The organism is Streptomyces sp. NBC_00209, assembly GCF_045206345.1.
In the GTDB taxonomy this organism is placed as follows: Bacteria; Actinomycetota; Actinomycetes; order Streptomycetales; family Streptomycetaceae; genus Streptomyces.
In genome coordinates this window covers 3,063,160-3,075,320 of record NZ_CP108121.1, presented here as the reverse complement: position 1 = coordinate 3,075,320, position 12,161 = coordinate 3,063,160, and the positions used below count along the sequence as shown (strand labels likewise).

The window sequence follows — 12,161 nt, the reverse complement described above, 5'->3', positions numbered from 1 at the left end:
CCGGGCCGCCGTTTCACCCCCCGAAGCGGCGGCCCACCAGCCGCCACGCGTACTCCAGCAAGGCCGACGCCACCACCGCGATGCCCACCGCCGTCCACGGCATCCGGCTGCCCACCAGCTTCAGGGCGAAGAAGTCCTGGAGCCACGGCACCGCGAGGACGACCAGGAAGGCCAGGCCCATCGCGGCCACCAGGCAGACCCGCCACCAGGTGTACGGGCGGGCGATGATCGCCAGGACCCACATCGAGACCAGGAAGAGCGTCAGCGTCGCCGCGCTCGTCTCCGCGTCCAGCGCGCCCGTGCCGGAGTAGTGGTGGCGGGCGATCAGGTACATCACGAAGGTCGCGGCGGCGCAGATGACGCCCGAGGGGATCGCGTACCGCATCACGCGGCGTACGAAGTGCGGATGCGCGCGCTCCTTGTTCGGGGCGAGGGCCAGGAAGAACGCCGGGACGCCGATCGTCAGTGTGGACAGCAGGGTCAGATGGCGCGGCAGGAACGGGTACTCGACCTGGAAGCAGACCACCAGGACGGCGAGCAGCACCGAGTACACGGTCTTCGTCAGGAACAGGGTCGCGACCCGGGTGATGTTGCCGATCACGCGACGGCCCTCGGCGACCACCGACGGCAGGGTCGCGAAGCTGTTGTTCAGCAGCACGATCTGGGCCACCGCGCGCGTCGCCTCGGAGCCCGAGCCCATGGAGACGCCGATGTCGGCGTCCTTCAGCGCGAGGACGTCGTTGACGCCGTCGCCGGTCATCGCGACCGTGTGCCCGCGCGACTGGAGCGCGGCGACCATCTCCCGCTTCTGCTGCGGGGTGACCCGGCCGAACACCGCGTTCTGCTCCATGGCGGACGCTATCTCGTCCGTGTCCTGGGGCATCCGGCGCGCGTCCAGGGGATGGTCCGCGCCCTCCATCCCGAGCTTCGCGGCCACCGCGCCGACCGAGACCGCGTTGTCCCCGGAGATCACCTTCGTGGCGACCCGCTGCTCGCCGAAGTACGCGAGGGTGCGCCCCGCGTCGGGCCGCAGCCGCTGTTCCAGTACGACGAGCGCGGCCGGCTCCGCCCCCTCGGCCGCGTCCGGCGCGTCCAGCTCGCCCCGCGCCCGGGCCAGCAGCAGCACCCGGAGGCCCTGTTCGTTGAGCCGGCCGATCTCCGCGAGCGCCGGGTCTTCCTCGGACAGCAGCACGTCGGGCGCGCCGAGCAGCCAGGCGAAGGCGGCGCCGCCGTCCTCGGTGAACGCGGCGCCGCTGTACTTGCGGGCGGAGGAGAACGGCAGGGTTCCGGTGGTCGTCCAGCCGGCGTCCTCCGGGGCGGGGTAGGCGTCGATGATGGCCTGGAGGCTGGGGTTGGGGCGGGGCTCGGACGCGCCGAAGGCCGCCAGGACGCGGCGCAGATACGGTTCCTCGGCGTCCCCCAGCGCACGCAGCTCCGTGACGTCCATGCCGCCCTCGGTGAGCGTGCCGGTCTTGTCCAGGCAGACGACGTCGACCCGGGCCAGACCCTCGATGGCGGGCAGCTCCTGCACCAGGCACTGCTTGCGGCCCAGGCGTACGACCCCGATCGCGAAGGCCACCGAGGTCAGCAGGACCAGGCCCTCCGGGATCATCGGGACGATCCCGCCGACCGTGCGGGCGATGGAGTCCTTGAAGTTGTTGTCCTTGACCACCAGCTGGCTGATCACCAGGGCGGTCGCGGTCGGCACCATCATCCAGGTGATGTACTTCAGGATGGTCGAGATGCCGCTGCGCAGCTCGGACCGTACGAGCGTGAAGCGGGACGCCTCCTCGGCGAGCTGCGCCGCGTACGCCTCGCGCCCCACCTTCGTCGCGGTGAACGCGCCGCCCCCGGCGACGACGAAGCTGCCGGACATCACCGTGTCGCCGGTCTTCTTGAGGACCGGGTCCGCCTCGCCGGTGAGCAGGGACTCGTCCACCTCCAGGCCGTCCGCCTCGGCGACCGTGCCGTCCACGACGACCTTGTCCCCGGGGCCCAGCTCGATCAGGTCGCCGAGGACGATCTCGGAGGTGTGGATCCCGGCGGCCTTCCCGTCGCGCCGGACGACGGGTTTCGACTCACCGACGACCGCGAGGCTGTCCAGCGTCTTCTTGGCCCGCCACTCCTGCACGATGCCGATGCCGGTGTTGGCGATGATCACGAAGCCGAACAGGCTGTCCTGGATCGGCGCGACGGCCAGCATGATCACCCAGAGCACGCCGATGATCAGGTTGAACCGGGTGAGGACGTTGGCCCGGACGATCTCGGTCAGCGACCGCGAGGACCGCACCGGTACGTCGTTGACCTCGCCCCGCGAGATCCGCTCGGCGACCTCGGCCGCCGTCAGCCCGCGTCCGGGAGCGCCGCCGCGCTGCTCCCCGGAGAGTTCGGATGCCCGCTGCGTCATGGTTCGACGGTACGGGGCTCCGCCTCAGTCGGCCTGCGGGTCCGTCGCCGCTGCCGCGCGCTTGAGGGCCGCGTCGCGGCCCCGTACGTACCAGATGCCGATCAGGCCGAGGCCCGCGCCGGCCAGGCAGGTCCACACCCACCACAGATGGCCGTGGTCGTCGTACCAGCCGTAGAACGGGAGCTGGACGAGGAAGAGGACGAACCAGAGGATCGTGCCGCCGGTGATGGTCGCGACGACCGGGCCCTCCAGGGGCTCCGGTGCCTCGTGCTTGGGTGTCCACTTCGCCATGCGGCCAGTGTATGCGTCGCGTATATAAGCGTCGTCGGGCCAGTCGGCCCAAGGGTCTACGCGCGGAGATAGCGATCTTCGCCTTATGTATTCATACTGAATCTGCTTACGGCTGGCTCGAATTATTCGTGTGAAAGTCCAAAGCTGACCACTTTTGATCCCCTCTAGGCACGTACTGAGGTCATACATGTCCCCCTCGGCCACCGCTCCGGTCGACGCCCCGACTCCCCAGCCGACCAACGGGCTGGACCGCTTCTTCAAGATCTCCGAGCGGAAGTCGTCGGTCGCCCGCGAGATCCGCGGCGGATTCGCGACCTTCTTCGCGATGGCCTACATCATCGTGCTGAACCCGATCATCCTGGGCAGCGCGAAGGACATGTACGGCCACCAGCTCGACGGCGGCCAGCTGGTCACCGCGACCGTGCTCACCGCCGCGTTCTCGACGCTGCTCATGGGCGTCATCGGCAACGTGCCGATCGCGCTGGCCGCGGGCCTCGGCGTCAACACCGTCGTCGCCCTCCAGCTCGCCCCCCGGATGAGCTGGCCCGACGCCATGGGCATGGTGGTCCTCGCGGGCATCGTGGTCATGCTGCTCGTCGCGACCGGGCTCCGGGAACGCGTGATGAACGCCGTACCGGGCTCGCTGCGCAAGGGCATCGCGATCGGTATCGGCCTGTTCATCCTGCTCATCGGCCTGGTCGACTCGGGCTTCGTCTCCCGCATCCCGGACGCCGCGCACACCACCGTGCCGCTTCAGCTCGGCTCCGACGGCCACCTCAACGGCTGGCCCGTCCTGGTCTTCGTGCTGGGCGCGCTGCTCACCCTGATCCTGATCGTCCGCAAGGTGCCTGGCGCGATCCTGATCTCCATCGTGGCGATGACCGTGGTCGCGCTGATCATCGACGCGGTCGCGGACCTGCCGGGCGGGGCGTGGGGCCTGACCGTGCCGGAGTGGCCGGGGAATCCCGTGGCCACCCCGGACTTCGGGCTGCTGGGTCACTTCAGCCTGCTCGGCGGCTTCCACAAGGTCGGCGTGCTGACCGGCATCCTGTTCGTCTTCACCGTGCTGCTGTCCTGCTTCTTCGACGCGATGGGCACCATCCTCGGCGTCGGCGACGAGGCGAAGCTGACGGACGCCGACGGCAACTTCCCGGGCATCAACCGGGTGCTCCTCGTGGACGGTGTCGCGGTCGCCGCGGGCGGCGCGACCTCCTCCTCCGCCTCGACCTGCTTCGTGGAGTCCACGGCGGGTGTCGGCGAGGGCGCCCGCACGGGTCTGGCCAGCGTCGTCACGGGTCTGCTGTTCACGGTGGCGCTGTTCCTCACGCCGCTGGCGACGATGGTCCCCTCGCAGGCGGCGACCCCCGCCCTGCTGGCGGTGGGCTTCCTGATCATCGCGGGCTCGGTGCGGGACATCGACTGGAGCGACTTCACGCTCGCGATCCCGGCGTTCCTCGCGATGGTCATGATGCCGTTCACGTACTCGATCACCAACGGCATCGGCATCGGCTTCATCGCCTTCACCGTGCTGCGCCTGGCCTCCGGCCGGGGCCGCGAGGTGCCCGCCGCGATGTACGCGGTGTCGGCGGTCTTCGTCTTCTACTACATGATGCCGGCGCTCGGCCTCACGTAGGGGCGGGGCGCGGGCCGGCCCCGGAGGTCAGTTGACCTCCTCGGCCGGCACGCCGTCCGCAGGGCAGAGCTTCTCCGGCCCGTAGAACTTCTCCGTCTCCTCGACGGCCGACTGGAAGCGCTCGTCGAAGTCGTCGCGAATGAGCGTCCGGACCACATAGTCCTGGACGCTCATTCCGCGTTTTGCGGCATGCTGCTTGAGCCGGTCGAGCAGCTCACCGTCTATGCGCAGGCTGAGCACTGTCGATCCCATGCCAAGCAGGGTTACGCCCCAGGGGCTCGCCGCGCGAGATTTTCCGCCGGTGGCTCACTCGTTTGGGTGATCGATTGGTGAACCGGTCGCAGTGGTCGAGGTGATCCCGCTTACGCGCGTGTAACACAAGTGGTCTTTAGGGTAGGTAATGAGTTACGCTAACAAACATGCCTGACCTGATCCACGACAGCGACAGTGCCGCCGCCGTGAGCTCCCTCCGTTCCGCCGTCATGCTCCTCGGCCGGCGCCTGAAGCATCAGCGCGTCGACGAGTCGCTGAGCCCGACCGAGATGTCGGTGCTCGGGACGCTCGCCCGCTGTGGTTCCGCCACTCCGGGTGAGCTGGCCCGCAAGGAGCACGTCCAGCCGCCGTCGATGACCCGCATCGTCGCGTTGCTGGAATCGAAGGGTCTGGTCAGGCTGGAACCGCACCCCGATGACCGTCGTCAGAAGATGGTCAGCCAGACCGAGCAGGCCGAGGCCATGCTCGCCGAGAGCCGCAAGAAGCGGAACGCCTGGCTGACCACGCTCGCCGAGGGCCTGGACGAGGACGAGTGGGAGACGCTGCGCAACGCGGCGCCCGTGCTGGAGAAGCTCGCCCACCTGTGAGAGACGCGTCTCCGCCAGGAGAGCGCGTCTCCGTCCCCGTCGATCAGCAAGATGTCCACGCCGAGGAGGCGAACCCTTTTGAGTACGGGATCCGGAGCAGACTCCGCCCCCGCACCGACTTCCACCCACGAGAGCAAGACCGGCGGGACCTTCTCGTCGCTGAAGATCCGCAACTACCGCCTGTTCGCCACGGGCGCCGTGATCTCCAACACCGGTACCTGGATGTCCCGCATCACGCAGGACTGGCTCGTGCTGAGCCTCACCGGGTCCGCCGCCGCCGTAGGCATCACCACGGCGCTCCAGTTCCTCCCCATGCTGCTGTTCGGCCTGTACGGCGGCGTCATCGCCGACCGGCTGCCGAAGCGCAAGCTCCTGCTCGTCAGCCAGGCCGCCCTGGGCGCCTGCGGTGTCGTGCTCGCCGTGCTCACGCTCTCCGGCGTGGTCCAGGTGTGGCACGTCTATCTGATCGCGTTCCTGCTCGGCATGGTCACCGTGGTCGACAACCCGGCCCGTCAGGCGTTCGTGTCCGAGATGGTCGGCCCCGCGCAGCTGCGCAACGCGGTCAGCCTGAACTCGGCGAACTTCCAGTCGGCCCGGCTCGTCGGTCCCGCCGTCGCGGGTGTGCTGATCACCACGGTCGGCAGCGGCTGGGCCTTCATGTTCAACGGCCTGTCGTTCCTCGCCCCGCTCGTCGGCCTGATGATGATGCGGACGAGTGAGCTCCACAAGTCCGTCGTCGTGCCGCGCGCGAAGGGGCAGCTCCGCGAGGGGCTGCGGTACGTCTCCGGGCGCCCCGAGCTGATCTGGCCGATCGTCCTGGTCGGCTTCGTCGGCACCTTCGGCTTCAACTTCCCGATCTGGCTGACGGCCTTCGCGGACGAGATCTTCCACGGCGGCGCCGGGATGTACTCGTTCTTCAACATCCTCATGGCCGCGGGCTCCCTGGCCGGTGCCCTGCTCGCCGCCCGCCGCCGCGCCTCGCGGCTGCGGATGCTGGTCGCCGCAGGTACGGCGTTCGGCCTGCTGGAGATCATCGCGGCGCTCGCGCCGAACGTCTGGATCTTCGCGGTCCTGCTCGTGCCGATCGGCATGATCGGCCTGACGACCAACATCAGTGCCAACACCAGCGTCCAGATGGCGTCCGACCCGGCCATGCGCGGCCGGGTGATGAGCCTGTACATGATGGTCTTCGCCGGGGGTACGCCGGTGGGCGCCCCGATCGTCGGCTGGATCAGCGACGCGTACGGTGCCCGCACCGGCATGGTCGTCGGCGGTGCGCTGTCCCTCGCGGCGGCGGTCGTCATCGGCGTGATCCTGGCCCGCCTCGGCGGTCTGCGCCTCAAGGTGGACCTGCGCCCGGGCCGCCCGCACGTCCGCTTCGTCCAGCGCGAGCAGCTGGCGACCGCAGCGTAAGGGATTCCCTTCCGTACGCCACGCGGCCCCGCTCCCGGTTCTCCCGGGGCGGGGCCGCGTCGCGTTCACGTATGCCGGTCCGGTTACGCTCGTCGGGTGGACCCGAAGACCAGAAACCGCATCATGGCGGCCGTGCTCGTACTGATGTTCGCCGTCGTCGCCGTGGCGGCCGCCGTCGGCTAGGCCCTTTCCGAGGACCTACCAGGCGAAGTTCTCCGGCGACGGGCCCGGGCCGGGGAAGATCTCGTCCAGCGCGTCCAGCACCTCCGCCGACAGCTCCAGCTCCACCGCGCGCAGCGCCGAGTCGAGCTGCTCCCGCGTGCGCGGGCCGGAGATCGGGCCGGTGATCCCGGGCCGCGTCAGCAGCCAGGCGAGGCCCACCTCACCGGGCTCCAGACCGTGCTTGTCGAGCAGGTCCTCGTACGCCTGGATCTGCGCCCGGACCTTCGGGTCGGCCAGCGCCTCACCGGAGCGGCCGGAGGTGGAGCGGGCGCCGCCGCCCTCGCGCTCCTTGCGGACCGCCCCGCCGAGGAGGCCGCCGTGCAGCGGCGACCACGGGATGACGCCGAGGCCGTACTCCTGGGAGGCCGGGATGACCTCCATCTCGGCGCCGCGCTCCATCAGGTTGTAGATGCACTGCTCGCTGACCAGGCCGTAGCTGCCCCGCTGCCGGGCGCGCTCGTTGGCCTGGGCGATCTTGTAGCCGGAGAAGTTCGAGGAACCGGCGTACAGGATCTTGCCCTGCTGGATCAGTACGTCGATGGCCTGCCAGATCTCCTCGATCGGGGTGTCCCGGTCGACGTGGTGGAACTGGTACAGATCGATGTGGTCCGTCTGGAGCCGCTTCAGGCTGGCGTCGACGGCCCGGCGGATGTTGACGGCGGACAGCTTGTCGTGGTTCGGCCACGCCTCGCCGTCGGCGCCCATGTTGCCGTAGACCTTGGTGGCGAGCACCACCTTGTCGCGGCGGTCGCCGCCCTTGGCGAACCAGGTGCCGAGGATCTCCTCGGTGCGGCCCTTGTTCTCGCCCCAGCCGTAGACGTTCGCGGTGTCGAAGAAGTTGACGCCGGCGTCCAGCGCGGCGTCCATGAGGTCGTGACTGTCGCTCTCGTTGGTCTGGGGGCCGAAGTTCATCGTCCCCAGGACGAGGCGGCTTACCTTGAGTCCGGTGCGTCCGAGCTGCGTGTACTTCATGGAGCCCAAGCCAACTCCTTCGAGCGCGCTCGAAGCAAGCGTGTCCGCTTCTACGCCCTCGCGAACCGGTCCAGCGCCGCGAGGATGGCCCGGCTCGTCGCCGCCCCGCCCAGGTGCCCCGCGTCCTCGATCACCGTCAGCTCCGCGTCCGGCCACGCCCCGGCCAGCTCCCACGCCGTGCCCAGCGGCCCGCCCATGTCCCGCCGCCCGTGCACCAGCACTCCGGGAATCCCGGCCAGCCGCCCCGCGTCCCGGATCAGCTGCCCCTCCTCCAGCCAGGCGCCGTGCGAGAAGTAGTGCGAGCAGATCCGCACCAGCGCCTCCTGCGCCCGGCCGGGCCGCCCGCTGTACGGGGGAGGGCCGCTGTACGCCTCCCCGGACAGCACCGCGTCCTCCCAGGTGCACCATTCCGCCGTGGCCCGCGCCCGTACCGCCGGATCGGGGTCCACGGTGCGCCGGGCGTACGCGGCGAGCACATCCGGGGTCGCGTCGCTCGCGGCCTCCGGGACGTGGGCCCGGAAGCGGTGTCGCGCCTCCGGGTAGAAGAGTCCGGCGCCCCGGTACAGCCAGTCGATCTCGGCGCGCCGGGTCGTGGTCACCGCCGGGATCACGATCTCGGTGACCCGCTCCGGGTGCCGCTCGGCGTACGCCAGGATCAGCGTGGAGCCCCAGGAACCCCCGTAGAGCAGCCAGCGGTCGATCCCGAGGTGTTGGCGGAGGCGTTCCATGTCGGCGACCAGGTGGTCCGTGGTGTTGTGCCGCAGGTCGACGGCCGGGTCGCTCGCGTGCGGGGTGGACCGGCCGCAGTTGCGCTGGTCGAAGAGGACGACGCGGTAGCGCTCCGGGTCGAAGTACTGCCGGGGCCGCTCGGTGCAGCCGGAGCCGGGGCCGCCGTGGACGACGAGGGCGGGCTTTCCGGCGGGGTTGCCGCAGACCTCCCAGTACACGTGGTTGCCGTCGCCGACATCGAGCATGCCGTGCTCGTAGGGCTCGATCGGCGGGTACTTCTCGTCGGGCAACCGTCCCATGGCGCTGTGTCTCCCTCGCTCGGCGGCGTACAGCTTAGGCGGGCGCGGTCGTAGCCTGGGCGGCGTGAACGCGACTCCCGAGGTGCTGGCCGTACTGGACGAACTGCTCGCCGCCGCGTCCCCCGAGGACCGGGGCGCCCTGTGGCGGCTCGACCGCGCGGGGAGGGAGCTGGACGCGAACCTCGTGCGGCTGCCGCCGGGCGCGGAGGTCGGGGAGCACCAGGAGGACGTGCTCGACGTGCTGCTGGTCGTCCTCGCGGGCGGCGGCCGGATCGTGCCCGGCGACGGTTCCGCGCCGCTGACGCTGGCCCCGAGCACGGTCACCTGGCTGCCCCGCACCTCGCGCCGGTCCGTGACGGCGGGCCCGGACGGCCTCGCCTACCTGACGGTGCACCGCCGCCGCCCCGGCCTGACGCTCAAGCCGACGGTGTACGCGCAGGAGGGCGGCGAGGCGCCGTGCGCGCTGGACCGGGTGTGCCCGGAGTGCGGGCGGATGTCCCCGGAGTCGGCGCCGGTGTTCTGCAGTGCGTGCGGGGAGCGGTTTCCGGGGCGGTGATTCCGCGTCAGTGCTTCGGGCGGCGCCTGCGGCCCATGAGGAAGATCCCGGCTGTGGCCAGGGCGAAGGCGCCGGCCGCCGCGTAGAGGCTGGAGGACGTGCCGGTGTCGGCGAGCCAGCCGCCGTGCGGGGGGCGGTGGTGGTGGTCGCCGTGGTCGGGCGGCGCGGGGTGGCTGTGCGTCGGGTGCGGACCGGGAGTGGTGTCCGTGGGCGTCGGCGTGGGCGTCGAGTCCGTGGGGGACGGGGTGGGCGTCGGAGTGGAGTCCGTCGGGCTCGGAGTGGGCGACGGTGACGGGCCCTCGCCGTCGCAGTCGATGTCGGCGGCGAACGGGAACTGGTGGATCTCGCCCGCGTTCACCGAGGTGCCGTCGTCGTTGAGCGGTCCGGCCGTGAGCTGCCGTACGACGATCGTGCCCTCGATGTTGGAGGGGTCGAGGTCCGTGAGGTGGGCGCGGGGCGCGTAGATCGTGCCCTCCAGCGAGTCCCCGTCGGCGATCGTGATGTCGGTGGCGTCGGGGAAGTTCCACAGCATGTACGGGGCCTGGTCGCCGGAGACGCCTGCGAGGTTCGGGATGTGCCAGACGTACGTGCTGTCCGTGCCGGTGGTGTCGACGTCGACCACGAACGGGGTCGTCGCGGTCGGCTGGTTGTCGAAGGTGAGCTCGGACAGGTTGTTCAGCTGTTCGCCGGTCAGCCGCAGCACATTCGTCTCGCCCTCGGTGAGGGTGAGGTGTGCGCTCGTCCCGGCGGGGAAGCCCGTCTGGTCGGGGAGCGGGTCGCCTGCGGCGTCGCGCAGGACGACGTTGGTGTCGCAGGTGTCGATGGCGTCCGAGCGGTCGCGGAAGGTCGCGAAGAGGGCGTCGAGGTCCGGCAGCCCGGTGGTGTCGGTGACGGACTCGACCGGCTGGTGAACCGTTTCCTGTACGCGGGGCGTCGAGTCGTACCCGGCGCCCGCGGCGACGATGCGGGTGTTCACCTGGGCGCCGTTGGAGTCCTCGTCCAAGACCGTGGAGCCGGTCGGGTCGCCGACCTTCACATAGCCGTCGCTGAGGACCTGGAGCACGCCCTGCGGCGAGCTGGCCGCATGATCGATTCTGCCGCCGACGAGCAGGGCGGTCGGGTGGTCGTCGCCGGGCGCGGTGAACGTGCCGGGAGTCTGCAGCGCGACGTTGTACCCCGGCCCGTAGGTGAGGTTCCCGCCGATGGCCACCGACCCCTCGGTCTCCGTACTGCCGAGCACGGCGTCGTTCTGGACGAGTACGCCGAAGCCGTTGTCCCCGGCCAGCGGGTTGCCGGAGTAGTCGGCCGCGGCGGGGACGGCGGTGGCGGCGAGGCACAGGAGGCAGGCCGTCGTGGCGAAGGCAGCGGTGCGTTTCATGCCGGGGAACGTATGCCCGTGCGCCCGGCGGCTCCGGGTGGCGAGGCCGTGGGCCACCCGCACGCACGCGCCGACATCCCCCTACTGGCGGCCATGCCGGCCCCCACTTGAGCAGTCACTGCGGGGGCATCAGCGCTGGGCTCGTTCACGGCGGAGTACGCACCGGCGCGCGGGATACGGCAGGATCTGCGTCCGGTACGCGAGGAGGTACGGGCATGAGCGAGGCGTCTGCGGCGGCGTTCGTCGGCCTGGAACTGTGCGAGGGCGTCGACCCGTCCGGAGCCGCACGCGCCCTGGCGTCCCTGGACCAACTCGCCGCGCTGGAGGGCCTGGGCCCGGTGGCCCAGCGAGCGGTACGGTCCCGGCTGCGCAGGTCGGGGCAGCGGGGGAGGGCGTGAGGGTGCGGGGGCGGGCCGCCGGTGCCGACGCGCAGGCCCCGCCCCGCCCCGGCCGGTGGCAGCACGGCAGGCTGCTCGCCGTCCCCTCCGCCCTCACCGCGCTCCTCCTCCTCGCCCCCGGCGTCGTCCCCAACACCCCCGGCCGCCTGGGGAGCCTCCTGGAGGCGTTCCTGCCCTGGCTCGGGCTCGCCGTCGTGCCCCTGCTGACCCTCGCCGTGCTGCGCCGGTCGGCGCTCGCGGCGGTGGCCGTGGTCCTGCCGGTGGTGGCGTGGGCGTACGCGTTCGGCGGGCTGCTGCTCCCGGCGGCGGGCCCGGGCCCGCGTGACCTGGTCGTGGTGCAGCACAACGTCAGCGATGTGAACGCGGACCCGGCGGGCACGGCCCGCACGCTGGCGGCCCAGGGCGCCGATCTGATCGCCCTGGAGGAACTGGTCCCGGAGGCGTTGCCCGCGTACGCCTCCGAACTCGTCGCCCGCTACCCGTTCCACGAGGTCCGGGGCACGGTCGGGATCTGGTCGCGGCACCCCCTCACCGGCACCCGGGCGGTGGACATCAAGCCGGAGGGTATTCCGGGGCCGTGGAGCCGGGGGCTGCGCACGGTCGCCCGCACCCCGCACGGCGAGGTCGCGGTGTACGTGGCGCACCTGCCGTCCTTCCGGCTCGGCGCGGGCGGCCTGGGCACCGCCCGCCGCGACGAGAGCGCCCGGCTGCTGGGCCGGGCGCTGGACGCGGAGACCACGGGCCCGGTGATCGTGCTCGGCGACCTCAACTCCACGGTGGACGACCGGGGGATCGCCCCCCTGACGTCCCGGCTGAACGTGTCGGCGCGCGGGTTCGCGTTCAGCTTCCCGGTGTCCTTCCCGCTGGCGAGGATCGACCAGGTGATGGCGCGGGAGGCGACGGTGGGCCGGGTCCGCACGCTCCCGGCGACGGGCAGCGACCACCTGCCGGTGACGGCGCGGGTGACGCTGGACTGAGGGCACCCCGGAAATCGGGATGCCCT

11 protein-coding genes and 1 pseudogene are annotated in these 12,161 nt (G+C 71.2%); 6 read left to right on the top strand and 6 right to left on the bottom strand.

Annotated elements, in window-relative coordinates; all coding sequences use genetic code 11:
- Positions 1–13: 13 nt before the first annotated feature.
- Together OG867_RS13760 and OG867_RS13755 are read right to left on the bottom strand one after the other, a co-directional pair.
- Positions 14–2,407 carry an HAD-IC family P-type ATPase gene (locus OG867_RS13760; RefSeq protein WP_406285439.1) on the bottom strand — a complete coding sequence of 798 codons (2,394 nt, stop codon included), beginning with the start codon at positions 2,405–2,407 and terminating at the stop codon, positions 14–16.
- 24 nt (positions 2,408–2,431) lie between these two features.
- Positions 2,432–2,698: a DUF2530 domain-containing protein gene (locus tag OG867_RS13755; protein WP_406285437.1), complete on the bottom strand. Its 267-nt coding sequence runs from the start codon at positions 2,696–2,698 to the stop codon at positions 2,432–2,434.
- Between the two features lie 187 nt (positions 2,699–2,885).
- Between OG867_RS13755 and OG867_RS13750 the strand changes: the two genes are divergently transcribed.
- Positions 2,886–4,331 (top strand): NCS2 family permease, encoded by a 1,446-nt coding sequence (locus OG867_RS13750; RefSeq protein WP_328901509.1) that lies wholly within the window; start codon positions 2,886–2,888, stop codon positions 4,329–4,331.
- Positions 4,332–4,358: 27 nt separating this feature from the next.
- Here OG867_RS13750 and OG867_RS13745 read toward each other — a convergent pair whose 3' ends face one another.
- Complete coding sequence (locus OG867_RS13745) at positions 4,359–4,583, bottom strand: hypothetical protein (protein ID WP_037821530.1); 225 nt, start codon at positions 4,581–4,583, stop codon at positions 4,359–4,361.
- Positions 4,584–4,750: 167 nt separating this feature from the next.
- Between OG867_RS13745 and OG867_RS13740 the strand changes: the two genes are divergently transcribed.
- Positions 4,751–5,191, top strand: coding sequence for a MarR family winged helix-turn-helix transcriptional regulator (locus tag OG867_RS13740; RefSeq protein WP_018101514.1), 441 nt, complete (start codon positions 4,751–4,753; stop codon positions 5,189–5,191).
- A gap of 78 nt (positions 5,192–5,269) precedes the next feature.
- Positions 5,270–6,604 (top strand): MFS transporter, encoded by a 1,335-nt coding sequence (locus OG867_RS13735; protein WP_328901510.1) that lies wholly within the window; start codon positions 5,270–5,272, stop codon positions 6,602–6,604.
- 198 nt (positions 6,605–6,802) lie between these two features.
- On the opposite strand, the gene OG867_RS13730 is transcribed toward OG867_RS13735, so the two are convergent.
- Positions 6,803–7,798: an aldo/keto reductase gene (locus OG867_RS13730; RefSeq protein ID WP_406285434.1), complete on the bottom strand. Its 996-nt coding sequence runs from the start codon at positions 7,796–7,798 to the stop codon at positions 6,803–6,805.
- A gap of 50 nt (positions 7,799–7,848) precedes the next feature.
- The gene (gene pip, locus OG867_RS13725) at positions 7,849–8,826 is read right to left on the bottom strand and encodes a prolyl aminopeptidase (RefSeq protein ID WP_406285431.1); all 978 of its coding nucleotides are present in this window, start codon (positions 8,824–8,826) and stop codon (positions 7,849–7,851) included.
- 64 nt (positions 8,827–8,890) lie between these two features.
- Here pip and OG867_RS13720 point away from each other — a divergent pair, with 64 nt between their 5' ends.
- Complete coding sequence (locus OG867_RS13720; protein ID WP_406285430.1) at positions 8,891–9,382, top strand: hypothetical protein; 492 nt, start codon at positions 8,891–8,893, stop codon at positions 9,380–9,382.
- A gap of 7 nt (positions 9,383–9,389) precedes the next feature.
- On the opposite strand, the gene OG867_RS13715 is transcribed toward OG867_RS13720, so the two are convergent.
- Positions 9,390–10,760 carry a collagen-binding domain-containing protein gene (locus OG867_RS13715; protein ID WP_406285428.1) on the bottom strand — a complete coding sequence of 457 codons (1,371 nt, stop codon included), beginning with the start codon at positions 10,758–10,760 and terminating at the stop codon, positions 9,390–9,392.
- A 224-nt stretch (positions 10,761–10,984) separates the two neighbouring features.
- Here OG867_RS13715 and OG867_RS13710 point away from each other — a divergent pair.
- Positions 10,985–11,158, top strand: a pseudogene (locus OG867_RS13710) (TetR/AcrR family transcriptional regulator); the annotation flags it as partial.
- Positions 11,155–12,135: an endonuclease/exonuclease/phosphatase family protein gene (locus tag OG867_RS13705; protein ID WP_406285425.1), complete on the top strand. Its 981-nt coding sequence runs from the start codon at positions 11,155–11,157 to the stop codon at positions 12,133–12,135. The pseudogene OG867_RS13710 and the gene OG867_RS13705, both read left to right, overlap by 4 nt.
- The last annotated feature ends 26 nt before the right edge of the window (positions 12,136–12,161 follow it).

Excerpts from the sequence above, each read along its gene's own strand:
- OG867_RS13760 (WP_406285439.1), bottom strand. The coding sequence starts at position 2,407 with ATGACGCAGCGGGCATCCGAACTCTCCGGGGAGCAGCGCGGCGGCGCT.
- OG867_RS13755 (WP_406285437.1), bottom strand. The coding sequence starts at position 2,698 with ATGGCGAAGTGGACACCCAAGCACGAGGCACCGGAGCCCCTGGAGGGC.
- OG867_RS13750 (WP_328901509.1), top strand. The coding sequence starts at position 2,886 with ATGTCCCCCTCGGCCACCGCTCCGGTCGACGCCCCGACTCCCCAGCCG.
- OG867_RS13745 (WP_037821530.1), bottom strand. The coding sequence starts at position 4,583 with ATGGGATCGACAGTGCTCAGCCTGCGCATAGACGGTGAGCTGCTCGAC.
- OG867_RS13740 (WP_018101514.1), top strand. The coding sequence starts at position 4,751 with ATGCCTGACCTGATCCACGACAGCGACAGTGCCGCCGCCGTGAGCTCC.
- OG867_RS13730 (WP_406285434.1), bottom strand. The coding sequence starts at position 7,798 with ATGAAGTACACGCAGCTCGGACGCACCGGACTCAAGGTAAGCCGCCTC.
- pip (WP_406285431.1), bottom strand. The coding sequence starts at position 8,826 with ATGGGACGGTTGCCCGACGAGAAGTACCCGCCGATCGAGCCCTACGAG.
- OG867_RS13715 (WP_406285428.1), bottom strand. The coding sequence starts at position 10,760 with ATGAAACGCACCGCTGCCTTCGCCACGACGGCCTGCCTCCTGTGCCTC.